General features: G+C 61.0%; 18 protein-coding genes. 6 read left to right on the forward strand and 12 right to left on the reverse strand.

What is annotated here, in order from left to right:
* The first annotated feature begins 16 nt into the window (after nucleotides 1-16).
* Complete coding sequence (locus SSPSH_RS10215) at nucleotides 17-2,113, forward strand: EAL domain-containing protein (RefSeq protein WP_040607927.1); 2,097 nt, start codon at nucleotides 17-19, stop codon at nucleotides 2,111-2,113.
* An 18-nt stretch (nucleotides 2,114-2,131) separates the two neighbouring features.
* Here the strand turns inward: SSPSH_RS10215 and htpX are convergent, their stop codons facing one another.
* The 3 genes from htpX to parE all read right to left on the reverse strand — a co-directional run bounded on the left by htpX (nucleotide 2,132) and on the right by parE (nucleotide 7,405).
* Entirely contained in the window at nucleotides 2,132-3,028 is an 897-nt protein-coding gene (gene htpX / locus SSPSH_RS10220; RefSeq protein WP_006912528.1) for a protease HtpX, read from the reverse strand.
* Between the two features lie 139 nt (nucleotides 3,029-3,167).
* The gene (parC, locus tag SSPSH_RS10225; protein ID WP_006912529.1) at nucleotides 3,168-5,393 is read right to left on the reverse strand and encodes a DNA topoisomerase IV subunit A; all 2,226 of its coding nucleotides are present in this window, start codon (nucleotides 5,391-5,393) and stop codon (nucleotides 3,168-3,170) included.
* A gap of 104 nt (nucleotides 5,394-5,497) precedes the next feature.
* Complete coding sequence (gene parE, locus SSPSH_RS10230; protein WP_006912530.1) at nucleotides 5,498-7,405, reverse strand: DNA topoisomerase IV subunit B; 1,908 nt, start codon at nucleotides 7,403-7,405, stop codon at nucleotides 5,498-5,500.
* 188 nt (nucleotides 7,406-7,593) lie between these two features.
* On the opposite strand from parE, the gene SSPSH_RS10235 reads away from it, so the two are divergent.
* Nucleotides 7,594-7,884 (forward strand): exodeoxyribonuclease VII small subunit, encoded by a 291-nt coding sequence (locus tag SSPSH_RS10235; protein WP_006912531.1) that lies wholly within the window; start codon nucleotides 7,594-7,596, stop codon nucleotides 7,882-7,884.
* Here the strand turns inward: SSPSH_RS10235 and SSPSH_RS10240 are convergent.
* Genes SSPSH_RS10240 through SSPSH_RS10260 form a run of 5 tightly spaced genes read right to left on the reverse strand, consistent with a single transcriptional unit; the run spans nucleotide 7,881 to nucleotide 14,843 of the window.
* Complete coding sequence (locus tag SSPSH_RS10240; RefSeq protein WP_006912532.1) at nucleotides 7,881-8,954, reverse strand: diguanylate cyclase domain-containing protein; 1,074 nt, start codon at nucleotides 8,952-8,954, stop codon at nucleotides 7,881-7,883. The two genes, SSPSH_RS10235 and SSPSH_RS10240, sit on opposite strands and share 4 nt — an antisense overlap.
* Nucleotides 8,955-8,960: 6 nt before the next feature.
* Entirely contained in the window at nucleotides 8,961-9,542 is a 582-nt protein-coding gene (locus SSPSH_RS10245) for a chemotaxis protein CheB (protein ID WP_006912533.1), read from the reverse strand.
* Nucleotides 9,539-10,402, reverse strand: coding sequence for a CheR family methyltransferase (locus SSPSH_RS10250; RefSeq protein WP_006912534.1), 864 nt, complete (start codon nucleotides 10,400-10,402; stop codon nucleotides 9,539-9,541). The genes SSPSH_RS10245 and SSPSH_RS10250 overlap by 4 nt, the downstream gene beginning before the upstream one ends.
* A gap of 3 nt (nucleotides 10,403-10,405) precedes the next feature.
* The gene (locus SSPSH_RS10255; protein WP_006912535.1) at nucleotides 10,406-14,044 is read right to left on the reverse strand and encodes a response regulator; all 3,639 of its coding nucleotides are present in this window, start codon (nucleotides 14,042-14,044) and stop codon (nucleotides 10,406-10,408) included.
* 52 nt (nucleotides 14,045-14,096) lie between these two features.
* Nucleotides 14,097-14,843, reverse strand: a complete 747-nt coding sequence (locus SSPSH_RS10260) for a DNA/RNA non-specific endonuclease (RefSeq protein ID WP_161627828.1) — start codon at nucleotides 14,841-14,843, stop codon at nucleotides 14,097-14,099.
* Between the two features lie 230 nt (nucleotides 14,844-15,073).
* Here SSPSH_RS10260 and SSPSH_RS10265 point away from each other — a divergent pair, with 230 nt between their 5' ends.
* Nucleotides 15,074-15,745 carry a Bax inhibitor-1/YccA family protein gene (locus SSPSH_RS10265; RefSeq protein ID WP_006912537.1) on the forward strand — a complete coding sequence of 224 codons (672 nt, stop codon included), beginning with the start codon at nucleotides 15,074-15,076 and terminating at the stop codon, nucleotides 15,743-15,745.
* Nucleotides 15,746-15,818: 73 nt separating this feature from the next.
* On the opposite strand, the gene cysG is transcribed toward SSPSH_RS10265, so the two are convergent.
* Together cysG and SSPSH_RS10275 are read right to left on the reverse strand one after the other, a co-directional pair.
* Complete coding sequence (cysG, locus tag SSPSH_RS10270) at nucleotides 15,819-17,237, reverse strand: siroheme synthase CysG (RefSeq protein WP_040607929.1); 1,419 nt, start codon at nucleotides 17,235-17,237, stop codon at nucleotides 15,819-15,821.
* 22 nt (nucleotides 17,238-17,259) lie between these two features.
* Nucleotides 17,260-18,072 carry a sulfite exporter TauE/SafE family protein gene (locus SSPSH_RS10275; RefSeq protein WP_006912539.1) on the reverse strand — a complete coding sequence of 271 codons (813 nt, stop codon included), beginning with the start codon at nucleotides 18,070-18,072 and terminating at the stop codon, nucleotides 17,260-17,262.
* Between the two features lie 126 nt (nucleotides 18,073-18,198).
* Here SSPSH_RS10275 and cysB point away from each other — a divergent pair, with 126 nt between their 5' ends.
* The gene (cysB, locus tag SSPSH_RS10280; protein ID WP_006912541.1) at nucleotides 18,199-19,179 is read left to right on the forward strand and encodes an HTH-type transcriptional regulator CysB; all 981 of its coding nucleotides are present in this window, start codon (nucleotides 18,199-18,201) and stop codon (nucleotides 19,177-19,179) included.
* Between the two features lie 99 nt (nucleotides 19,180-19,278).
* On the opposite strand, the gene serS is transcribed toward cysB, so the two are convergent.
* Nucleotides 19,279-20,553, reverse strand: coding sequence for a serine--tRNA ligase (gene serS / locus SSPSH_RS10285; protein WP_021031675.1), 1,275 nt, complete (start codon nucleotides 20,551-20,553; stop codon nucleotides 19,279-19,281).
* 19 nt (nucleotides 20,554-20,572) lie between these two features.
* On the opposite strand from serS, the gene SSPSH_RS10290 reads away from it, so the two are divergent.
* On the forward strand, nucleotides 20,573-24,235 hold the full coding sequence (locus SSPSH_RS10290; RefSeq protein WP_152522788.1) for a PAS domain-containing hybrid sensor histidine kinase/response regulator: 3,663 nt from the start codon (nucleotides 20,573-20,575) through the stop codon (nucleotides 24,233-24,235).
* 9 nt (nucleotides 24,236-24,244) lie between these two features.
* Here the strand turns inward: SSPSH_RS10290 and SSPSH_RS10295 are convergent, their stop codons facing one another.
* Nucleotides 24,245-24,916 (reverse strand): response regulator transcription factor, encoded by a 672-nt coding sequence (locus tag SSPSH_RS10295; RefSeq protein WP_006912544.1) that lies wholly within the window; start codon nucleotides 24,914-24,916, stop codon nucleotides 24,245-24,247.
* Between the two features lie 289 nt (nucleotides 24,917-25,205).
* Between SSPSH_RS10295 and SSPSH_RS10300 the strand changes: the two genes are divergently transcribed.
* On the forward strand, nucleotides 25,206-25,883 hold the full coding sequence (locus SSPSH_RS10300; protein ID WP_006912545.1) for a haloacid dehalogenase type II: 678 nt from the start codon (nucleotides 25,206-25,208) through the stop codon (nucleotides 25,881-25,883).
* Nucleotides 25,884-25,912 lie beyond the last annotated feature (29 nt).

The following is a 25,912-nucleotide window of genomic DNA, read 5'->3' on the forward strand; positions in this document are numbered from 1 at the left end:
GTTGAAGGGGTAACCATTGAACCAGCACACAACGGCATCACAGCCGGGTACCGGGGTCGGCAAGACGCTTGCGGTCATGGCGATCACGGCCGATGAGGCCGTCTTCGAGCGGATTCGTCAGGTGCTTGACGACAGCGACGATCCTGTCGATCTGATTCGCTCCGAGGATCCGAGCCAACTGGGCGAAGAGGACGCCATCTCCGGCGTTGCCGTGATCGGTCTGCATTGCCATACCGACAACGCACGCGCCCGCCGCGAGCTGGGGCTGGTTCATGGGCTTGCCGGACTCGCGCCCGTCGTCGTGCTCGACAACGGTGACGCGGGGCTTGAACGCGAGGACGCGTTCGCCGCCGGCGCCTGGGACATGGTGGCGCTCGCCGAAACCGATCTGCTGGAACTGCGCCTGCGTCAGGCGCTCGATATCGGGCGCGTGCGGGTCGAACTGCAGGACGCCGCACAGCGCCTCAACCAGACCCAGCGCCGCCTGGATGTGTTGCTCAGCCATGGACAGGATGCGCGCGCGACGCTCGTCGGCCAGCGCGTGGCTGACCCGAGCCCGGCATTCGCCCGTATGATCGGCGTCAACGATATCGAAAGCGCACGCGGCATCGACCTGCTCGAACGCGTCGCACCGCACGACCGCGACCGTTTTTCCAGCGCGCTCGACCAAGTCACCACCGAGCAGTCCGATGCGTCGCTGGTGTTCGATCTAACCACGCATCTGAACCATCGTCAGAGCGTGCGCGCACTATTGACCCCGGGCGTTGCCGAGAAAAGCGACGAGCGCCGCACCAACGTCGTACTGCAATCGGTGGACAGCGAACACCGAGCCGGAGACGCGTCCCGCGGGCCCGCGCTCGACGGCCGCATGGCGCTGCATTCGGTGTTGTCCCAAACCGTAAGCCGGGCCAAGGAATATGTGCTCGGCATGGTCTTCATCGCTATCGATGAAATTTCGGGGCTGCAGGATCAGTTCGGACTCGCCGAAAGCGATTTATTGCTTCAGGAAGTAGGGCTGTATCTGTTGCAAGCCATACGCGGTGAAGACCGTGTATTTCGTTTCGGCGCTGGCGAATACGTGATGATCATCGAACGCCATTCGGCCAACGAGATCGAAGATTTCGCACAGAGCCTGCATACCGCGCTTTCCGACGAAGTCTTCGGCGACGATCGTCAAAGCACGACAATGTCATCGAGCCTGTCCTATTGCGTGCTTTCCGGCGGCTCGTCCCAGAACGACGCGCGCTTGCAGCGCTTGATGGATACCGTATACGAGCTGCGCGATGAAGGCGGCGATGCCTGCCAGAAATGCGTCGTCGATAGTCCGAACGATACCAGCACGGGCGCACACGAGGCTTGGGCCCAGCGCTTGCGCGAAGCGCTCGACCAGGATCGATTCAGCCTCGCATACCAGGGCGTCACCAGCCTCGCGGGCGACAGCCAGCCGTATTTCGATGTGCTGCTGCGCTATGTCGATGATCGCAGCGCACTCGTACGCCCGGGCGAATTCCTGCCGGCTGCCGAGCAAGCGAACATGATGCCCGATATCGATCGCTGGGTCGTACAACGCGCAATCGACGTGATCTGGCAGCAGAAGGCAAAGAACACTGAAATCATACTGTTCGTAAAACTTTCGCCGGCCACGATCGAGGCCGGCGAGGCCTTCACGAGTTGGCTTGCGACTGCGATCGAGCAGCGTCCGGTCGAGCCGAGCGCGCTCATCTTCAGCTTCCGCGAAGACGATGTCCGCAGCAACGCCCGCCCGGCTACCCACCTCGCCCAGTCGCTGGCGGATGCGGGCTTTCGCGTGGCCCTAACCCATTACGGCAGTACGCCCAAGGCCGTTCAGGTTCTCGATCGCATGCCTGCCCACTTCATCAAACTCGCCCCCGATTTCGCGCGCCAGATGCTTGGCCGAGAAGAGGACGAACGCCTGGCCCATATCATCGCCAGCGCGCGCGAGCGCGAGATCCCGCTCATCGCCGAACAGATCGAAGACGCCAACAGCATGGCCCGGCTATGGCAGGCGGGTATCAACTACGTGCAGGGCCATTTCATCCAGGAACCCGACACCGAAGCATTGACTGACGATACCGCCGCCGAGCCGTACTAGCGACGGCACCGGCGTACATCAAGCGCGCTGAGCGTGAACGCTTTCGAGAGCCGCAATGCGTTCTTCAAGCGGCGGGTGGGTCATGAAGTAGCGCTTGATGCCAAGTGCTTTCTTGCCGGAAATACCCAGCGCCTGCATCTGATCGGGCAGTTCGGTGGCGATCGTGCCCGCCTGCAAACGGCGCAGCGCGCCGATCATCTTGGCGCGCCCCGCCAAATGGGCGCCGCCCGCATCGGCGGCGAACTCGCGCCGGCGCGAAAACCAGAACACGATCAGACTCGCCAGCACACCGAGCACCATTTCGGCAAAGATCACGGTCATGAAGTAACCGATGCCATGGCCACGCTCATTGCGCAGCACCATACGGTCGACGATATGCCCGATCACATGGGCAAAGAAGAAGACGAACGTGTTGACCACGCCCTGAATGAGCGACAGCGTCACCATATCGCCATTGGCGACATGCGTAACTTCATGACCGATCACAGCCTCGGCCTCGTCGTGACTCATCTGGCGTAGTAGACCGGTGGATACGGCGACCAATGCGTTATTACGACTCATGCCGGTGGCGAACGCATTCATGTCGGGCGAGTCGTAGATCGCAACTTCCGGCATGCCGATACCAGCCTGCCGCGCCTGCCTCGTAACTGTCGATACGAGCCAGCTTTCCATCGCGTTCGACGGTTGCTGGATCACCTGAGCGCCAGTCATGCGCTTGGCCATGAATTTGGACATGGCAAGCGAAATGAGCGAACCGCCCATGCCAAACACCGCTGCAAAGATCAGCAGCGACGGAATATCGAGATCCACGCCGTTGGCGGCGAGCAGACTGGTGACGCCAAACAGCTGAAGAATGACCGACAACACCAGCATGATGGCGATGTTGGTCAGCAGAAACAGCCCGATACGTTTCATCGACTACCCTGGAGTGCAAGATTCGAATGCTTAGATAGCGAACCCGCGAATAGGTTTCAATACCAAGGCGCGTTTTTTTACAAGCGAAGGCAGGGCCCGGTGTCTACCCTGCAGTTCACTGCCCCTTACCCGCTCGTACTCAGCGCTGTTCGACAGAAACCGACTGTACTTGCGTGAATCCGCGGGGTAGCCGTTTGCCGCGTGACGCGCGCGGGCCGCGATACGCATCGCGCTCACCGGCCTTGAGGGTCATGTGCCGCTTGCCGCTATAGATCGTCAGTACCGCGCTTGCAGGCAGCGCTGCAAGCGCGACGACCTGTTCGTCCTTGTTAAGCGAGATCAGCTTGTTGCCCTTGCCCTTGGAAAGCGCCGGCAGCTCGTCCACCGGCAGGCAAAGCAACTGCCCGGCGCTGGTGATGACACAGACTTCCGGATCCTCGCCCTCGATCGGCGCCGGCGCGAGCGCATCGGCGTTCTTGCCGACCGACAGCGCCGCCTTACCGCTCTTGTTACGACTGCTGATGTCGCCCAGCGTTGTCGCAAACGCGTTGCCCGCCGTACTGGCGAGCACGCAGCGCGTGTTCTCGTCGCCGAGTGCGACGCCTACGAAGCGGGCGCCATCGGCCGGGTTGAGACTGCCGGTGAGTGGTTCGCCCTGCCCGCGGGCCGACGGCAGCTTGTGGGCCGCGAGTGTGTAGCTGCGCCCGGTGGAATCGAGCACCACCAGCGTCTGGTTGCTCCGCCCCACCGCGTGGGTGAGATAGTCGTCGCCGCTGCGAAAACTCAGGCCCGCGGCATCGACATCATGGCCTTTCGCTGCGCGTATCCAGCCCTGGCGCGACAGCACCACGGTAATCGGCTCGCTGGGCAGCAGATCAGCCTCGGAGAGTGCTTTGGCCTGATCGCGTTCGACCATGCGGCTACGGCGCGCGTCGCCGTATTTCTCGGCGTCGGCCTTGATCTCGTCGCCGATCAGCTTGTCGAGCTTCTTGCGCGAGCCGAGGATCGCTTCCAACGTCTTGCGCTCGGCTTCCAGCTCTTCCTGCTCGCCGCGAATCTTGAACTCTTCGAGCTTCATCAGGTGCCGCAGACGCAGATCCAGTACCGCGTCGGTCTGCGTGCCGGTGAGCCCGAAGCGTTCCATCATCACCGGCTTGGGTTCGTCCTCGGTACGGATGATATGAATTACTTCATCAATATTCAGGTAGGCCGTGAGCAGGCCTTCGAGGATATGCAACCGGTCGAGCACGGCATCGAGACGATGTTCGAGCCGGCGCGTGACCGTCTGGCGGCGATAGGTCAACCACTCGGTGAGAATCTCGCGCAGATTCTTCACTCTAGGCGCTCCGTCGAGCCCGATTACGTTCAGATTGACGCGAATGCCCTTTTCCAGGCCGGTGGTGGCGAACAGATGCGCCATGAGCGCGTCGGTATCGACACGGTTGCTGCGCGGCACGATGATCAGGCGCGTCGGATTCTCGTGATCGGACTCGTCGCGCAGATCCGACACCATCGGCAGCTTCTTGGCCGCCATCTGGCCGGCGATCTGCTCGAGCACGCGTGCGCCAGAGGTCTGGTACGGCAAGGCATCGATCACGATCTCGCCGTTTTCAATGGTGTAGGTCGCACGCAGGCGCACGATGCCGTTGCCCTTGGCATAGAGCTCGCGAATCTCTTCGGCCGGCGTGATGATTTCTGCGCCGGTGGGAAAGTCCGGCGCCGGCAGATATTCACAGAGCGTGTCCAGATCGGCATCGGGGTTGTTGAGCAGATGCACGGTGGCATCGGCCACTTCGCGCAGGTTGTGGGGCGGAATATCGGTGGCCATGCCCACGGCGATGCCCGTCCCACCGTTCAAGAGCACGTTCGGCAAGCGCGCCGGCATGGTCACCGGTTCGTTGAGCGTGCCATCGAAATTCGGCTGCCACTCGACCGTGCCCTGGCCCAGCTCGGAGAGCAGCGTGGCCGCGTACGCCGTCAGGCGCGATTCGGTATAGCGCATGGCCGCGAACGATTTCGGATCGTCTGCGGTGCCCCAGTTGCCATGCCCGTCGATCAGCGGATAGCGATAGGAAAACGGCTGCGCCATGATCACCATGGCTTCGTAGCAGGCGGAATCGCCATGCGGATGGAATTTGCCGATCACGTCGCCGACCGTACGCGCGGCTTTCTTGGGCTTGGACGCCGCGGACAGCCCCAGTTCGGACATCGCATAGACGATACGGCGTTGCACCGGTTTGAGGCCGTCGCCGACATGCGGCAACGCACGGTCGAGAATGACGTACATCGCATAATCGAGGTAGGCCTTCTCGGCAAAGGTGCGTAGCGGTTGGCGCTCGCTTTCGTGTTCTGTGGTTGTCGCCATGATCTTTTAAATGCGTTCCAGTCGGAATGAGCCGCGCCTTACACCGCCTGCTCTTTGGCTCAGCGGTCGGCCTCATCGCCTTGCGCGGCTTAATTTCTACGTATCTAGACTTCGGCCTCGTGGCCCTTGGCTTCCAGCCAGCTGCGCCGATCCGAGGCACGCTTTTTGGCCAGCAGCATATCCATGAGCTCGTCGACTTCGGTATCCGGCAGGCCGTCTTTGTCGATCGATAGCTGTACGAGGCGACGCGTATCCGGCGCCATGGTGGTTTCACGCAGTTGCAGCGCACTCATCTCGCCCAGACCCTTGAAGCGCGTGACGCTGACCTTGCGCTTTTTCTTTTCGTTTTCGAGCCGGCGCAAGATCACATCGCGCTCATCGCGATCGAGCGCATAGAACACTTCCTTGCCGGCATCGATACGAAACAGCGGCGGCATGGCCACGAACACATGCCCGTGCTCGACGAGCGGGCGAAAATGCTTGACGAACAGCGCGCATAAAAGCGTTGCAATATGCAGACCGTCTGAATCGGCGTCGGCCAGGATGCAGATCTTGTGGTAGCGCAGACGGTCGAAATTGTCGCTGGACGGATCGAGGCCCAAGGCGACCGAAATATCGTGGATTTCGTTCGAGGCCATGATATCGGCCGGCTCGACCTCCCAGGAATTGAGTATCTTGCCGCGCAGCGGCATCACTGCCTGGAAATTACGATCACGTGCCTGTTTGGCACTGCCGCCGGCCGAATCGCCCTCGACCAGAAACAGCTCGGAACGCGACGGATCGTCGGTCACACAGTCGGTGAGCTTGCCCGGTAGTGCCGGCCCGGCCGTCACCCTCTTGCGCTTGACCTTCTTGGCGCTACGCGCCCGTGCCTGGGCATTGCCAATGATCTGGGCGGCCAGCAGTTCGCCGGTTTCCGCATGCCGGTTCAGCCAGAGCGAAAACGCGTCCTTGACCGCGTTGGACACGAAGCCACTGATATCGCGTGACGACAAGCGTTCCTTGGTCTGGCCAGAGAACTGCGGTTCGTTCATTTTGACCGACAGCACATAGGTACAGCCGGACCACACATCTTCCGGCGCGATCTTCACGCCGCGCGGCAGCAGATTACGAAACTCGCAGAACTCGCGCACGGCTTCGGTCAGACCGCTGCGCAGGCCGTTTACGTGGGTGCCGCCCGACGCCGTAGGAATCAGGTTCACATAGCTTTCAGCCACGCCGTCGACACCCGGCTGCTCGGGCGCGAGCCAGGTCAGTGCCCAGTCGACGGTCTGGCTGCCGCCGTCTTCTGCGCCGGTAAAAGCCGGCGTGATCACACATTCGATATCCTGCAGCGCGTCGGCCATGTAATCAGCCAGGCCGTCGGCGTACTGCCAGACGATATCCTCTTCAGCGGCTTCGTCGACGAAGTGCACCTTGAGGTTCGGGCACAGCACCGCCTTGGCCCGCAGCAGGTGCTTCAAGCGCGCGGTCGCGAAGCGCGGGCTATCGAAATACTGCTGGTCGGGGTCGAAATGCAGCTTGGTGCCGGTCTTGTTTTGGGCACAGGTGCCGATTTCGGTGAGCGGGCTTTCCAGTTCGCCGCCGGTAAAACGCATCTCGTAATGCGTACCGCCGCGCCAGACCTGCGCTACCAGCGAAGTCGACAGCGCATTGACGACCGATACGCCTACGCCATGCAGCCCGCCGGAAAACTGGTACTGCTTGTTGGAGAATTTCCCGCCCGCGTGAAGACGCGTGAGAATCAGTTCGATGCCGGGCACGCCCTGCTCGGGGTGCACATCGACCGGCATGCCGCGACCATTGTCCGCGACCGACAAGGAGCCATCGGCGTGCAGGACCACATCGATTTCAGTGGCATGGCCCGCCAGCGCCTCATCGACACTGTTGTCGATGACTTCCTGGGCCAGATGGTTCGGCCGGGCCGTATCCGTGAACATGCCCGGGCGTTTGCGTACCGGGTCCAGTCCGGACAGTACTTCGATATCGGCAGCGTCGTAGCGGCTGGCCATGAGCCCTCGTCTTACTTGAAATAGCCACGGTTTGTATTGCCATGAATGGCACAAACCGCTTGTCGGCGAATGCGCGGCACGTTAAGCCAAGGCGCCTGGGCTGGCAATAGAGCCGTACCCAGCACTGACGCCGCGCTCTTCTGTCGCTAGACTGTCCGGCCTATTGTTCACGCGACACAAACACAGTCATGGCGAAAAAAAGCGCGCCCTCGGCCGAGACCGATACCCAGCCCCGTCTTGCCGCCTTCGAGGATTCGGTCACCGAACTCGAAGGGCTGGTCGAAGCACTCGAAAGCGGCGATGTATCGCTTGAACAGGCGCTCGCAAAATTCGAGCGGGGCGTGATCCTGGCGCGTGAATGTCAACAAACGCTCAAGCACGCCGAATTACGCGTCGACCAGCTACTTGCCGATGGCGACGGCGAGCATATAGCCACGTTCGATACGCCCTCGGACACCCAAGCAGACGACCAGCGCTAGCGCATCTTGGCATGCACCTGCGCGCCGTGCACATGCGCGCCGTCGTCGTCGGCCGCGTTGAACACATGGACCGCGCCCTTGCCCGAGTGCTTGACGCTATAGAGCGCACGATCGGCATTATGCATCAGCCGGTCGGCGTTTTCGCCGTTTGCCGGATAGAACGCCAGCCCAATACTCACCCCCACGGTGATGCCGTTGCTGCCGCCCGCACAGGGTAGTGAAATCGGGGCGCTCAGCCGGGCGCGCAGTTCTTCGCAAATACCGATACAGGTCTCTTCGCTGTCGACGCTTTCGAGGATCAGCGCGAATTCGTCACCCCCAAAGCGTGCAACCGTATCGGTTTTTCGCGTGTGCTCCCGCAACCGGTCCGCGATGGTCTGTAAGGTAATATCGCCAATGCCGTGGCCGAACTCGTCGTTAACCGGCTTGAAACCATCGAGATCCATATAACCGAGCGCGAAGATCGTGCTGTTGCGTTTGGCCCGCTGCATGCTTGTCGCCAACCGATCAAGAAACAGCAGCCGATTGGGCAAACCCGTCAGCGCATCGTGCGTTGCCAGTTGCTGGGCACGATCTTCGGCACGCCGACGTTCTTCTATTTCGCGTTCAAGCTGGGTATTGCGCTCATCCAGCTCCGCTAGCGCTTTCTTGAGCGCGCGGCGGCTTTCGTAGAGCTCAATGAAATTACGCACCTTGGCCGACAGCAGCGATGGATTGAGCGGCTTGGTGATGTAGTCGACCGCGCCGACGTCGTAACCCTTGAGCCGGTCCATATCGTCGGTCGCGCCGGCGGTTACGAAAATAACCGGCGTATGCTGCGTCGACTCTTCTCCATGCAGGAATTCCGCGACTTCCATGCCGTCCATACCAGGCATTTGAACGTCCAGCAGAATCAGCGCGAACTCGGCGTCGATACATGCAGCGAGTGCCTCGTTACCGCTTTCGGCCTCGACGACTTCCACCTGCAGCGTCGCGAGCACACGCCGCATTGCCAACCGGTTGGCATACAAATCGTCAACGACCAATATGCGCGGAGGCCCTTGCTCGGACGGACTATCGACGATCGACATCAGGGTTCACCGTGCTAGCCGTGAAATGCCGCGCACGGCGTCTATAAGTTGATCCGGCGTATTCTGCCGGTCGGGTGCAAAAAGTTTCAAAGCGGCCTGCGGCATTTCGGGCGCACTGGCCGTCTCCGGGCTCTGTACGATCGTCAACCCGCCGAGGCGATGAATGGCCCTGAGGCCAGCCGCGCCATCCCCATTGGCGCCGGATAGCAGCATACCCGCCAGGCGCCTTCGATAAGTATCGGCCATGGATTCGAAAAGTACATCGATACTGGGCCGTGCGTACTGGATACGTGGTCCGGCACAGAGCGCGAACGTCGCCGCGCGCTCGACGAGCAGGTGATAACCGCCGCCGGCCACATGCACCTGATTGGGCGCGACCGCGGCGCTTTCCTGCGCTTCGATGACGGGTAATGCTGAATGCCGCGATAGCACGGTACATAGCTCGCCGATTTCCCGACTGGCCGTATGCAGACATACGACCACCGCCAGCCGCGTGGGCGAAACCAACCCTTCGAGTATTCCGCAAAGCACTTCGAGGCTACCCGCGGAGCCACCGATCGCCAGCGCAGCGTAGCCCGACTCGCTCATACGCCGTCACGTTTGAGCCGATAGATCCGATCCGTCGCGCTGACCAGTTCGAACCGATCCGCTACCGGCGAGGTGGCGCTCAACGCTTCCTTGTTGCCAAGTACGAGAAAGCCCCCGCGCACCAGACTGTCCGCGAACAGTTCCAGTACGCGATCCTTGAGCGGTTGTGTGAAGTAAATGAGTACATTGCGGCACATGATTAGATGCGCTTCGGCAAACACGCCGTCGGTGACGAGATTGTGATGCGCGAACACCACCCGTTCGAGCAGCTCGCGCCGCATACGCATGAGTTCATAACGGGCGTGATAGTAGTCCGACAGCCGAGCCTGGCCGCCGGATTCCATATAGTTGCGGCGGTATTCCGGCAGATTCTGGCGGTTGAAAATGCCTTCGGCCGCACGCTCCAGGGCGTAATCGTTGAAGTCGGTCGCATAGATCTGCGAGCGCTGGGTCAGGCCCGCCTCAGCAAGCATGATTGCCAGCGAATACACCTCTTCCCCGTAGGCACAGCCGGCCAGCCAGATATTGATCCGTGGCCAGGAGGCCAGCATGGGCAACACTTCTTCGCGCAGCCGCAGAAAGACTTCCGGATCCCGAAACAGCGACGACACCGGAACCGAAAGGTGCGACACGATTTCGCGTACCAGCGCCGGTTCGTAGAGGGTGCTGGGGATCAGATCGCCCAGGCGTTCCACGCCGAACTTGCGGGTCAGCTCGAGCGCACGCCGCTTGAGCGACGCCCGCGAGTATTCAGAGAAGTCATAACCATGGCGCAGCTTGAGCGCATGAATGAACACTTCGAGTGCAATATCGTCTGCTTCGAGCGCTGCTTCCGCGTCGGGATCCCTGGGTTTGATCATCGTTTAAAGCAACCGCGCCATGAGCTTGAGCAATGCCTGGATATCCAATGGCTTGGGCAGGTACTCGGTCGCGCCGGCCTCGATACATTTTTCGCGGTCGCCGGTCATGGCTTTGGCCGTCAAGGCAATGATGGGCAGCGTTTCGTATTCAGACTGCGCACGAATGCGCCGGATTGTTTCGTAGCCGTCCATACCAGGCATCATGATATCCATGAGCACGATCGTGACCTGCGGATTCGCCGCAAGCTGGTCGAGCGCCTTGAACCCGTCGCTGGCCATGAGGACTTTCAAGCCCTTTTCGCGCAGTGCCCGCGAAAGCGCGAAGGTATTGCGCATGTCGTCGTCGACCAGTAGCGCGGTTTGTCCCGCAAGATTCGGCGCAACAACCATTCGTGCCGCGGTCTCGCTGTCGACGGCTTTGGCCGCTGCCGTGTCGCTACGCTCGCTTAGCTGATGAAAGAACAGGGACACTTCGTCGAGCAGGCGTTCCTGCGCACGTGAGCCTTTGATCACGATACTGTCGGTATGGGCCCGCAAGCGGCGTGTTTCCTCTTCGGAAAGCTCACGCGCCGAATAGACCACCACCGGAGGCGCGTCATCGCGCTCGGCGATTTGTTCGAGCAGGTCGAAGCCACTGATATCGGGCAGACTCAAATCCAGGACCACACAGTCGAAGCCCTCGGCGTCAAGGCGCTGAATTGCCTCGGCGCCGCTGACAACAGCCGTGATATCCACACTTTCCGTTTGCAGCAGGTGATTGATCGCCGTATGCGCGCCGCGGTCGTCATCCACCACGAGGACTCGGCGTGCCTGGCGTCCACTCAGTACTTCCGCCCGCGCGAATAGCGTTTCCAAATCCTCCTTGGATACCGGCTTACTCAGATAGCCGACAGCACCGGCCTGCTTTGAACGTCCGTTGTCGTCTGCTGCCGATACGATATGTACCGGTATATTTCGCGTACGCTCGTTGGCCTTAAGCCGATCGAGTACGGCCCAACCGTCCATACCCGGCAGGCCGAGATCGAGCACGATCGCATCGGGCAGCTGCTGGCGCACCATATCCAGGCCACGATCCCCGTTCGACGCGGTACTACAGTCGAAACCTCGCTCCTCCGCAGCCTTGGCCACGATACGGGCAAAGTCCATGTCATCGTCGATGATCAGCACATGCGCACGCCCGCTCGAGTCCTGGCGGTCAACCTCGGAGGGCCGCTGTGCGCGTAACGTCGATCCCTCGTCGATCCGGCGGGTCTGCGCCTTGTCGCTGACCGTTGGCGAGATCTCGATGTCGGTATCGAGTACGCGCCGCACATAAATGGAAAACCGGCTGCCCTCGCCCAGTTCGCTCTCCACACTGATTTCGCCGCCCAGCAGACGGGCTAGCTCACGCGAGATCGACAGACCGAGCCCAGTGCCGCCATAGGTACGGCTGGTGCCGGCATCCACCTGCTCGAACGCCTGGAAAATCTGCTCGAGCCGATTCTTGGGAATGCCAATCCCGTCGTCGATGATATGGATTGCCAGCGCTTCCTCGGCGACCAGGTCTTTCGTGCGAAATACGGTGTCCGCGGCCGGCGCCGCAATTTCCACGCGCACCGTGCCCTGCTCGGTAAACTTGATCGCATTGCTCACCAGGTTGCGAATGACCTGGTCGAGCTTGCCCGGGTCGGTGACCAGCGTGTCCGGCACGCCGACGCCCACATACACCTCGAATGCGATGCCCTTGCGCTGTGCCACATGTGCAAAGTCGCGTTCGATGCGACGCACAATACCGTCGACCGGCGTGCGCTCCGGCGTCACCACCATTTTGCCCGCCTCGATCTTCGACAGGTCGAGGATATCGTTGATCAGGCTCAGCAGCCCCGTGCCGGATTCGTGGATAATGGCGGCAGCTTCCGACTCCTCCTCGTCGAGATGGCCCGAGGTGTTGTCCGCCAAGCTGCGCGAAAGAATAAGCAAGCTGTTGAGCGGCGTACGCAACTCGTGCGACATGTTCGCCAGAAAATCCGACTTGTACTGGCTGGTCTGGGCCAGCGCCTCGGCGCGCCGCTTGGTCTCCGCATGCAGCCGTGCCAGTTCCTTCTGCTGCTTGCGCATCAACTCCTGGCGCTGACGGAGCTCTTCGTTGGTCGCCTGCAGCTCATCCGACTGCACTTTGAGCTCTTCCTCGGAAGCACGCAGCTCTTCGGACTGGGCATTGAGCTCTTCGCTCTGCATACGCAATTCGCTGTTCGCATTCTTGAGTTCTTCCTGACGATCACGCAGACGCTGCTCGGATTCCTTGAGCGCCTCGGTCTGCGCGCGGCTTTGTTCGAGAAGCTCCACTGCACGACGGGTGCGCGCCAACGACAGCAACCCGAGACCGACGCTGGGTAAGAGCGTATCCAGAAGCCCCTGCTGGGCCTCGGACGGCTCATGCAGCATGCCCAGTTCCAGCACGCCGAGAATACTGCCGGCGGCTTTCGCGGGCGCAATCATTAGCACCTTGGGCACCACCTCGCCCAATCCCGATCGTACGGTCAGATAGTTCGCCGGCACATCGTTCATCACGATCTGCTTGCCGTTGGCGAGCACCTGCCCCACAAGGCCTTCGCCGACTTCGAACGTCTGGGCGACATCGCGGCAATAGCCATAACTCGCAACCAACGCGAAAGTATCCTCGTTATCGGCACCGGCGACCGGGGTGAACAACGCCGCATACCCCACGCCGAATAGCGGCGCGATTTCTTCGAGCAGCCGTTTGCCGACTTCCTGCTCGGTTTTGCATTTTTGCAGCGCAACGGTCAGCCGCGCTCGATGATCCCGAATCCACGCCTGACGATCCTGCTCGAGAATAATTTGCCGAAATTTCTCGAGCGCGTTGGCGACTTGCCCAATCTCGTCGTTACGCTCGCGAAAATACACGTGCAGGTCGCGTTCGCCTTGCGCCAGCCGTGTCGTCATTCTGGCCAACGCGCCCAGGGGCCGGGTAACACGCCGTACAACCGCACGGACGGTAAAAAGACCGGTCAGCAGGCCGAATAACAGCACGCCAAGCAATACCCATCGAGCGCGATCCTGGCGGTAATTGATCAGCGCGACGCTGCGATCAAGTTCATTCTGTACCTGAAAACGGAACTGATCCAGGGTCTTGCGCAAAGGGTCAGTCAAATTCGTACCCGCGCCTCCGGTGAGGTCGCCTCGCGCCTGCTGAAGATTGCCCTCTTTGACTTCCTCTATGACCGGCAATATTACGCTCGATTGCCATTCGCGCTGAAGCCGCTTTATCTCGTCTAGTCGATGACGTTGCTTAGCCGATTGCGCACTGTACTCATAGAGGGCCTCGAGCGCCGTCTGATACTGGCCCGTCATGCGATCGATCGTATCCACGAAGCGCGCATCGCCAGACAGTGCATAAGCACGAAGCGCACTCTGACTACGCGTAACCGCCTCCTCGAGTTCGGCGGTACGCATCAATGCGGAAGTGACATCGCCTGAGAGCACGCGGGCAGAACGCACATTCTCGAAGGCGATAAAGCTCACCGCGCAGGCCGTACCAAACAGTAGAAGAATGAATACGACCGATCCGACCAAGCCTTGCCGGATCGACAAGCGACGCCAGAACTCTGTCGATTCTTCGACCCATTTTTTGGTGTCAGGCATCGATTGCTTTACTCATATACGTCACGCCTCGGCGCGCCCCAAAATCCCGAATTCAACGCGTGGCGCATCGATCGAAATCGAGCCGAGCGCCGTCGCGGCCCTGCCAGCGTGCCGCATACCTTGCCGGGCTGCACGCGAGTTTTGCCAGACCGAACCGACGCCTGGGCGCTACACCCTGTTCTAGCCGCGCCTGGCGCGATTGCGCTAACGCTGGAAGAAAATCCAGTCCGGTCATGGCCTCGATCCGGTCAATCGATACGAGAAAACGGCTCAACGCTTCATCGCCACGTACTGACTGCGGCACGATAAATGCCATCGCCTGCCAATCCCCGGCCTCGGAACGCGCCAGCCAGATCCGAAAAAACGCGGCCGGCTTATCGGTAGTATCGGCAGCAATCGGGCCCAGCATTACCCAAAGCGGCGAATTGTGCGTGGCCACGTCGTCTATCTCTATTTCTTCCAACCGTTGCCAGACAAGCTGATTCAGACGCGGGCGTTGCGGCACGATATTGGTGTAGTAAAAGCTTTGCCGCTGCGCGTGTTCACCATACAGCTGACTCATGGCGTAGTTGGGCGCAAGATGGCCCCGATCGTAGCGGGGCCCGGCATAAATGCCGGTATCGGGTTCTTCGCCCAGCCGTGGATCGGCAACGAACGGCGGACGCCGATGTTCGACATAGTCGGCAACCGGTACGACACGATAAGCCACCCAGGCCGCTTGCGCGCGCGCCATGTCGTAGCCGATCACGAATCCGTCGTTGTCGATAAGACGTATATCTCGACTGGCGGTAAACGGCAAACCCAACTCTTCAGGCCATGCTGAAGGCGACGCCGGCGCGGCACTGGCAAATACCCAGCCCGCCAGCAGGCACAGCCTTACAAGCGCGGGAACGTTTACACGCTGAAACGGTCTATGTATCAGTAGTAACGCACGCTTTGGAAAACGGTTTATATGCATTGTTCAGGCAAAGATTTCTTTGCGAATAAAGCGTGATAGTCTTTCAATCATCTTCAATCCGAGATCGATAAATGAACGCGGAACGCACTCTTCGAACTTCGCGCGCGCAGACTGCGCTAGCCACCAATAGCGTACTGCGCAATACCTACATGTTGTTGTCGCTGACGCTGCTGTTTTCTGCAGTCGTTGCCGGCACGGCCATGGCGCTCAACGCCCCGCACCCGGGCATCATCATCACCCTGGTCGGCTATTTCGGTCTGCTGTTCGCAGTCGAAAAAACCAAGAACAGCGGCATGGGGCTGGTCAGCGTCTTCGCCCTGACCGGGTTTATGGGTTACACCATCGGCCCGATTCTCAATCTCTATATCAACAATTTCTCGAACGGTACCGAGATTGTCATGCTGGCGCTGGGCGGCACGGGCACGATCTTTCTCGGTATGTCGGCCTATGCGCTGGCATCGGGCAAGCGCTTCAATCAGTGGGCCGGCATGCTGTTCATGGGCATTCTCGTTGCCTTCGTGATGAGCATCATCGCCGTGGTGTTCTCGATCCCGGCGTTGTCCATGGCGGTTTCTGCGCTGTTCGTACTATTGATGTCGGGCCTGATCGTCTACCAGACCGGCGAAATCGTGCACGGCGGCGAAACGAACTACATCACCGCGACCGTGACGTTGTTCGTGACCATCTACAACCTGTTCCTGAGCCTGCTTCAGCTGCTCGGTGTATTCATGGGTGAAGAATAACGCATAAGCGATTGAATCGCGGGGCTTAAAGCCGCCCCAAGAACCCGAAGCGAAGTTTTCGCTTCGGGTTTTTTTATACTGAGTCACTGGTGTCTGGGTTCGGACGAAACCACCCCAACGTTTCGTTAAGCCGTACCACTTCGCCGACAATAAGAAGCGCAGGCCCTTCAATTGTCTCGCGGGCAACGCGCGCCGGCAAATCAGCGAGTGTGCCGACCAGTAACTGCTGGCGTATGGTCGTACCTTCTATAACCAGCGCCGCCGGCCAATTTTCTGCCAGCCCATGTTCGCGCAGCGCTTCACAAATACCCGATAAGCTCTTGACGGCCATGAAAAATACGACCGTCTGACCGGTGCGCGCTAACTGGGGCCAAGGCAATTCCAGTTCGCCTTGCTTGAGATGGCCGGTGACAAACGTGACCGACTGCGCGTAGTCACGATGTGTCAGCGGAATACCCGCATAAGCGGCACAACCGCTGGCCGCGGTGATACCCGGCACCACCTGAAAAGCCACTCCGGCCTCGGCAAGCTGGGCGATTTCCTCGCCACCGCGGCCGAATACGAAAGGGTCCCCGCCTTTGAGACGCAGTACCCGTTTGCCCTCACCCGCAAGCCGCACCATCAATGCGTTGATGTCGTCCTGCGGCAAGGTATGGCGCGATGCACGCTTGCCCACGTGAATACGTTCGGCCTGTGGATTGGAAAGATCTACGATCGCACGCGGAATGAGGCTGTCGTAGAGCACGACATCAGCACGCTGCATGAGCCGTAACGCGCGCGACGTCAGCAGATCCGGATCGCCGGGGCCTGCCCCGACCAGATAGACCTCTCCACGAACCGGCACATCGGGCCGGTCATCCGCCAAGGCCCGCTTCATGTCCCGCCGCGCTTCGGCAAGCCGGCCGGTAAAGACTTTCTCGGCGATCGGCCCATCGAGAACACGCAGCCAGAAACGGGCCCGATGCTGACGCGGCAGCGTCTCCTTGACCTGATCGCGAAAATCGCCCGCCAGACGCGCCAGGTCGCCGTAGGCACGCGGTAACCAGGCATCGAGTCGACTACGCAGGATACGGGCAAGCGTCGGCGCCTGGCCATCGCTGGAAATCGCGATCTGGAGTGCGTCGCGGCGCACGACGGCCGGCACGAGGAAATCAGATGCGCCGGCATCATCGGCGCGCTGGACAAGCACACCCTTGCTGCGGCCAAGCTCGGCCACCATGGCGTTGACCTGAGCGTCGCCAGTGCACGCGAAAGCGAGCACCGGCCCGTTCAGATCCGTATCCTCGAACGCGCGCTGGCTCAGCCGTAGTCGCCCGGCTTCGGCCCATTCATGTACGGAATCTGTCGCGTCAGGCGCGACCACCGATACATCGGCATCAACGTCCAGCAGACTCGCGATACGCCGAGTCGCCACATCCCCTGCGCCCACCACCAGTACAGGGCGTGACGCAAGGCGTACAAAAATCGGTAGAGTGGAAACGCTTTTCGACAAGGCAGAAGTTCTGGGCAGGCCCTCAACCGGGCGGGATCAGCGACATTACGCTATCAAAGAGCATGCTTGCGCCGATTACCAATAACAGAACGGATATGATCGGTCGCAACAGTCCATCCGGCAACCGTGACCCCAGGCGCGTGCCCAGATAAATACCGGGAAGCGAGCCCAGCAACAGGAAACCGAGCACCGGCAGATCGGTCGTGCCCAGACTCAAATGACCGACCCCTGCTACCAGGGTCAGGGGCACGGCATGAGCGATGTCCGTACCCACAATCCGGATTGCTGCGCGGCGCGGATACAGCAACAACAACAGCGTCGTACCCAGTACGCCCGCACCGACCGACGACAGCGTGACCAGCACACCCAGCACGACGCCACCGATCACGGTGATTGGTGAGCGCACCGCCAACAGACGCGGCGGCAGGCCCGATTCACCCATATTCTCCTCACCGAGGCGCGCCATGATGCGTTTACGCACAAGGGTGAGTACGGCAGTCGCGATGATTGCCACGCATAGCGTAATGGTCATCAGGTGCTCGACCCACGGATCGAGTCCGACGTAGTGCAGCCAGAATATGGTGAGCACCGCAGCAGGCAGACTACCGCTGGCCATCAAACCCACGACCGACCAATCGACAGTCTGCTGACGACCGTGGAGCCAAGTGCCGAAACCTTTGGTACCGGCGGCATACAAAAGATCGGTGCCCACCGCCGCGGATGGGGCAAAACCGAACAAGAGAATCAATAGCGGCGTCATCAACGACCCGCCGCCGACACCGGTCACGCCGACGGCAACGCCGACCAATAACCCGGCTAAGCTGAACGCAATCATCGCCTGCGCTACTCTCGGACCAAAGCAAGAAAGCGCGCAGGCTAGCAGGTGGCCGTCAAATCCGATAGAACTATATAATCATGGTTTAATAAGAATTCGGCATAACGTTAGCGGTCATCTCTTGCCATGAAACTGCGCCAACTCGTTTATATCAATGAAGTCGCCAAGCGACGGCTCAATATCACCGCAGCCGCCGAAGCCCTGCATACCTCGCAGCCCGGCGTCAGCAAGCAGATTCGCCTGCTCGAAGAAGAACTCGGCGTACTCGTGTTCGAGCGGAACGGCAAACATCTGGATCGAATCACCCCGGCGGGCGCGCGCATTCTCGAAACCACGCGTCGTATTCTGTCCGAGGTCGAAAACATTACGCGTACGGCCAGCGAATTTGCCGACGCGGATCGCGGCTCTCTATGTGTTGCCACCACTCACACCCAGGCACGCTATGCGCTGCCGCCGGTGGTCGACGCGTTTCGGCGCGAATACCCGGAGGTGTCTCTGCATCTCAACCAGGGCGCGCCGCCCCAAATCGCCGGCTGGGCCGCGGCCGGCGACGCCGACTTCGCTATCGCCACCGAAGCGCTCGAACATTTCGACGAACTGGTGATGCTGCCCTGCTATCACTGGAATCGCTGCGTGCTCGTGCCGCGCGATCACCCGCTGGCCGATACGCCGCGTCTGGAACTGGCCAAACTTGCCGAGCAGCCGATCGTGACCTACACCTTCGGTTTTACCGGCCGCTCGCATCTCGATGCAGCGTTCGAGGCCGAGGGCCGCACCCCCAACGTCGTGCTCACGGCCGTCGACGCCGACGTAATCAAGACCTATGTCCGACTGGGGCTGGGCGTAGGCGTGATCGCGAACATGGCCTACGACCCGGTCGCCGATGCCGATCTCGTGCGCCTGGACGCCAGCCACCTGTTTGCGGCCAGTACCACGCATATCGGCTTTCGGCACAATCTGTTTCTGCGTGGCTATATGCGACGATTCATCGAAATCTTCGCGCCGCACCTGACCAGCGCAACCATCGATGAAGCCCTCGCCGAATATCCGGGCGCGCGCTACGACGCACTGGTCAAGAAACTGTGGGCCGAGCTGCCTGAATTGTAGGACGGCGGCGACACATACCTCATGTCGCCACCCGATCCACAGCAAAATCCGAAGGCGCGATCGCCGGGCTCGTCCTGGGCAAACGGCTTCAGTCGGGCGTTATGCCTCGAGACGCTCGATACCACCCATGAATGGCTGCAATGCCGTGGGAATATCCACGCTGCCGTCGGCGTTCTGATAGTTCTCCAGTACGGCTACCAGCGTGCGGCCGATGGCCAGGCCGGAACCATTGAGCGTATGCAGCAGTACCGGCTTGCCGGTTTCCGGATCGCGATAACGCGCGCCCATGCGCCGGGCCTGGAAATCGGTGCAGTTGCTGCAGGACGAAATCTCGCGATAAGTGTTCTGGCTCGGCAGCCAGACTTCCAGGTCGTAGGTCTTGGCCGCGGCGAAGCCGATATCACCGGTGCATAGCGTCACCACCCGATACGGCAGTTCCAGCCCCTGAAGGATGGATTCGGCGCTGGCCGTCAGCGCCTCAAGTGCAGCCGCCGACTCGCTCGGCGCCACCACGTTGACCATTTCCACTTTTTCGAACTGATGCTGGCGGATCATGCCGCGCACATCGCGCCCGGCCGCGCCGGCTTCCGCGCGAAAACATGGCGAATGGGTGACGAACTTCAGCGGCAGCCGATCATGATCGACGATTTCATCAGCGACGATGTTCGTCATCGGCACTTCGGCGGTCGGAATCAGGTAGTAATCGTCGGGCTCGGCGAGACGGAACAGATCCTCGCCGAACTTCGGCAACTGGCCGGTGCCATAAAGCGATTTCGAATTAACGATATACGGCACGTTCAGCTCGGTATAGCCGTTGGCCGTATGGGTGGCCAGCATGTACGCGATCAGCGCGCGATGCAGGCGCGCCACGCCGCCCTGAAGCACGGTAAAACGCGCGCCGGTGAGCTTGGCCGCGGTCGCCGCATCCAGCCCATTGAGTACTTCACCGATTTCGACATGATCGCGCACGTCGAAATCGAACGCGCGCGGTTCGCCCCAGCGCCGGGTCTCGACGTTGTCATCCTCGCTTTCGCCGACCGGCACGTCGTCGGCGACGAGATTCGGCAGACCTGCGCGAATGGCGTCCTGTTCGTCTTGAATCGTGTCCAACTCGGCTTTGGCGGCATCGAGCTGATCGCCGAGATCGCCCACTTCGGCCTTGAGCGGTTCGATATCCTCTCCCGCAGCCTTGGCCTTGCCGATGGCCTTGGATCGCCGGTTACGCTCGCCCTGCAGTTCTTCGGTACGCGTTTGCAGCGTCTTGCGGCGCGCATCGAGATCGGCATAGGCCGCGGCATCGAAGTCGAAGCCGCGCTTTTTCAGCGCTGCCGCGACAGCCTGCGGATCGTTGCGGAGCAGACGGGGATCGAGCATAACGTCGTCGTCATTGGATTTGCGCGGCATTATATGGGCCACAGGCGCAACCTGCAGCCCGAGCACATCGCGCCGCCTTATTCATCGAACAAAACGGCCGCAAACGGCCGCGGGGGATTTCGCCATCATCAGCGCCTGGATACTGGTCACCAGTTCGATCGTCTATATCGGGATCCTGTTCGCGATCGCCCATTTCGGCGATCGCCGCGGACGTGCCCACAAGCGCCCCGGCCCGCGTCCGGTCGTCTACGCGCTGTCGCTGGCGGTGTACTGCACCTCGTGGACGTTTTTCGGCAACGTCGGCAGCGCGGCGACGCGCGGCTGGACCTATCTGCCGATCTACGTCGGGCCGATGTTTGCGTTGCTCGTGCTCTCGCCCGTCCTGCGCAAGATGCTGTTGATCGCCAAGCAGCAGAACACGACGTCGATCGCCGATTTCATTGCCGCGCGCTACGGCAAGTCGCAGGGGCTGGCCGCGCTCGTCTCCGGGATCGCGCTGTTCGTGGTGTTGCCTTATATCGCGCTGCAGCTCAAGGCGCTGACCATGTCGTTCTATACGCTCTCGCAGGGCGCGCAGGCTGCGAACGTCGACGCGAAGCCGCACGTGCCATGGGTGGATACCGGCCTTTATGTGGCGGTATTGATGGCGGTATTCACCATCTTTTTCGGTACCCGTCACGTCAATCCACGCGAATCGCATCAAGGCCTGATTCTCGCGATCGCCTTCGAGTCGGTGGTCAAACTTGCCGCGTTCCTGTTCGTTGGGCTGTTCGTGGTCTACGGCATGTTCAACGGTCTGGGCGATCTGTTCGCGCAAGCCGGCGAAGTCGAGAAGTTCAACCAACTGTTCGACGCGCCGCTTCTGGACGCGCGCTTCGTCACCACATGCGTTCTTGCCGTCGGCGCCGCGCTCTGCCTGCCGCGACAGTTTCATGTGGGCGTGGTGGAAAATACCGAAACGCGCGACCTGAACACCGCGCGCTGGCTTTTCCCGCTATATCTGTTGCTGATGTCGCTGTTCGTCATCCCGCTGGCGGCGGCAGGCCTGGTCCTGTTCGAGCCCGGCCAGGTCAATCCGGATCGCTTCGTGCTCGCGCTACCGCTGGCCGTCGACGCGCCCGGCGTGGCGCTGGCTGCCTATATTGGCGGCGTGTCCGCGGGCACCAGCATGGTGATCATGGCAACCGTCACGCTGGCCACCATGCTCTGTAATGAGGTGGTGGTTCCACTGGTTTTGCGCATTCCGCGGCTGGGGTTCATCGGCCGGCGCGATATCGGCAACGCGCTGCTGCATATCCGCCGCGCCCTGATCGTTCTGATCCTCGTATTGGCCTGGTGTTGCTATCGCTTGTTCGGCAATTCGGAAGCGCTGGCCTCGATCGGCCTGTTGTCGTTCGCGGGTGTCGCGCTGTTCTTGCCGCCACTCATCGGTGGGCTTTATATCCGCGCCATCGGCCGCCGCGGCGTGGTTGCGGGACTCGCCGCAGGATTGGGTGTATGGGCGTATACGCTCGTGCTGCCCAACCTGGCCGCCGTCGGCTGGTTCGATGCCGGCTGGGTGAGTACCGGCCCGTTCCATATCAGCTGGCTCACGCCCCAGGCGCTGTTCGGCTACGATTTCGGCGATACGCTAACCCACGGCGTGTTCTGGATTCTTCTGGTCGATATCGTGGTAATGACCGGCGTATCACTGAATAGCTCGACCAGCCTTATCGAGCGCGCTCAGGCCATTGCGTTCGTCGATCTCGGCCTGCAGCGCGCCCAACGACGGCGCGTGGAACCCCGCCAGCCCGCAATCCGCGTCGGCGAGCTCGAAGTGTTGCTGCAACGGTTTCTCGGCGTTCAAGCCGCGCATGCTGCGCTCAACGAATACGGGGGCAATCACGACCGCGAGATCCGGTCGAATCAGTTGGTCGATGCCCATCTGCTGCAGTTCGCCGAACGCCGTCTGGCCGGCGTTGTCGGCAGTGCTTCGGCGCGGCTGATGTTGGCATCCGGCCTGCGCCAGCGCGATCTGGCCATCGAAGACATGGTGCGTCTGATCGATCGCACCGCCGACGCCGTACAGTTTAATCGCAGCGTGCTACAGGCCGCGCTGGAAAATATCGATCAGGGCATTTCCGTGATCGACCAGGACCTGCGCCTCGTGGCCTGGAATACACGGTATTTGGAGTTGTTCGAGTACCCGCCCGGACTGGTGCGTACCGGCCGCCCGGTCGCCGATCTGATTCGGTTCAATGCGATGCGCGGCGAATGCGGGCCGGGCCCGGTCGAAGAACATGTCCGCAAGCGCCTGGCGCATATGCGCGAAGGCCGCGCCCACCGCTTTGAACGCCACCGACACAACGATACCGTTCTGCAGATGACGGGCAGCCCCATGCCGGGCGGCGGTTTCGTCACCACGTTCAACGACATCACTGCCTTCAAACGCACCGAAGCCGCGCTCACCCGGGCCAATGAACAGCTCGAAGCGCGCGTGGCCGAACGCACCGCAGCCCTCAGCCGCGCCAACGAAGGCCTACGGCGCGAAAACGATCAACGTGCCGCGGCACAACAAGCGGCCCAGCAGGCCCGACGCGAGGCCGAACGAGCCAATCTGAGCAAGACCCGCTTTCTCGCGGCAGCCAGCCACGACCTGCTCCAGCCACTCAATGCCGCCCGTCTGTTCGCGGCGACCGCGCGTGAGCGCGGGCATGCCGATCAGAGCGAAGCACTGACCCATATTCAAAGCTCGCTGGAAGCCGCCCAGGCACTGCTTGAACCGCTGCTCGATATCTCCAAGATCGATGCCGGCGCCTGGGACGTCAGCCCGACCTCGTTTCCGCTCGCTCGGGTACTCCAACCGCTGACCGCCGAATTTTCGGTGCTAGCCCAAGATGCCGATCTCGAACTGCATAGCGTGGCATCCAGTTGCTGGGTCAAATCCGACCCCGCGCTCCTGCGCCGCATTCTGCAGAATTTTCTTTCCAATGCCGTGCGTTACACACCGCATGGCCGCGTGCTGCTGGGCGTTCGGCGTAGCCGCGACTCGGTGCGCATCCAGGTGTGGGACACCGGTCCCGGCATCCCGGATGAACAACTGGGCACGATCTTCGACGAATTTTCACGCGGCGCGTCGACGAGCGTATCGGGCGACCGCGGGCTGGGTCTCGGTCTATCGCTTGCCGATCGCATGGCACGATTGCTCGGCCATCGTATCGAGGTGCGCTCGGAACTCGGGCGCGGCACGCTGTTCTGTCTGGAAGTCGAACGCGTCGCCGCCGGAAACGAAACGAGCGAGACATCCCGCGTGCTCACGCCGGTGGACGAGGCGCAGGCACTCACCGGCTGCCAGATTCTGTGCGTAGACGACGACGAGGCATCGCTTGATGCGCTCACCGGCTTACTTGAACGCTGGCACGCCGAGTGCATCACCGCGCCGGCAACCGATGCCGCCGCCATTGTCGCCGATCTCGATATTCAGATCGCCGTACTGGATTTCGACCTGGGTGACGATACACCGGACGGGCTTGCACTTGCGGCACAACTACTGCGCGTTCGCAACCTGCGCTGCTTGTTGATAACAGCCAATCGCGATCGCACGATTGTCGACCGCGCGCGCGAAATGGGCGTGACCGTACTCTACAAGCCGCTCGAACCCGCCAAGCTGCGCGCTACGCTTGCCACGCTTGCGCGGGGTTGATTCGTTTACTCAGTGTTCGCTGTTGCTTGGTGCGCCGGGTGAACTTCGGCCATAGCTGGCCCAGTCGATCTCCAGACTGCGCGCGGCAATCACCGCCTGGGTGCGCGTATGTACACCCAACTTGCGCAGAATGGCCGTGATATGCGCCTTGACCGTTGCCTCGGAAATATCCAGGTCGATCGCGATCTGCTTGTTGAGCAGCCCATCGGTGAGCATGACCAGTACACGTTGCTGTTGCGGCGTGAGCAGCGCGAGCTTATCGGTGAATTCGTTATCGCTATTCGCGACTTCATCGACCGCTTCCGGCGCCCAGCGGTCGCCCGCCAGCACGGTATCGATAGCATGCGCCATCGTCTCGGGCGATGCCGATTTCGGAATGAATCCGGCCGCGCCGTGATCCAGTGCCGCGCGGGCGACGCCGGCGTCTTCGTAGGCTGATACCACGATCACCGGCAGTGCCGGCGCCACACTGCGCGCATGAACCAGCGCAGAATAGCCGCGCGCACCGGGCATGTTCAAGTCCAGCAACAGCAAATCCAGATCGCTGGTGCGTTTCAAGATGTCACTGAGTTCCTCGAAGGAGCCCACGGTCTCCAGCACCGGCGAATCCAGGCATTGCTTGACCGCCTGACTGAGCGCGGAACGAAACAACGGATGGTCATCTGCAATTAAGACTTTCATCGCACCTCTAGGGGGTTGGCCGCCGTAGCCAGCACAGGTCGGCGACGATTGATGCGGTGATCATAAACGACATATCGAGGTCATACCTACGATCTATCGAGGATCATTGTGTTGCGTACCATACCGCTCGACGCTCAGAAGATACCCAGTACGGGCGCAAACCGGGTCATCCGAAAACACAGCGTTTCGCCGAATCCATTGTCAGGCCATGTTTCAGCGAAACCATATCGCAAAATCGGCTTTGCGGTCGTAGCATTGCGACAACACGGATTTTCGCACCACGATTACCATGCCACACCGTCATCTCGTCTTCGATGTCAACGAAACGCTGCTGGACCTGTCGCCACTGGACCCGGTTTTTGAAGCCGTGTTTGGAAACGCCAATGCACGCCAACGCTGGTTTGCCAACCTGCTGCACTGGTCCACGGTGACAACGCTCACCGGCGAATATCGCGATTTCAGCCAGCTCGCCGACGCCTGTCTCGATGCTCTGGCAGAGGACGGCAAAATATCGAGCGCCGACAAGAGCCGGATTTTCGAAACCATCGGTACGCTTGCGCCCCATCCAGAAGTCGGCGACGCGCTGGCGCTGCTGCGCGAACACGGCTTTCGCTTGGTTGCGCTAACCAACTCTGCGCAGAAGACGGTCGACCATCAGTTCGCGAACGCCCGCCTCACGCCGCTGTTCGATCATGTGCTTTCGGTGGATCATGCCCGCAAGTACAAGCCGCATCCGACCGCCTACACGGTGGCGGCGAACGCACTCGATTGCGATCTGTTCTCGCTGCGCCTGATCGCCGCTCACGACTGGGATATCACCGGCGCGATACGGGCCGGCTGCGCGGGTGCGTTTGTCGCACGCAATGGCGAAGTCATGAACCCGGTCGGTGAGACACCCGATATTGTCGGCACCGACCTGGCGGATGTGGCCGAGCAGATCATCGAACACGACATCTACACCCGCTAGACGGGTGTATTGCGGTAACCGGTTACGCA

The organism is Salinisphaera shabanensis E1L3A, from assembly GCF_000215955.2.
GTDB lineage: Bacteria > Pseudomonadota > Gammaproteobacteria > Nevskiales > Salinisphaeraceae > Salinisphaera > Salinisphaera shabanensis.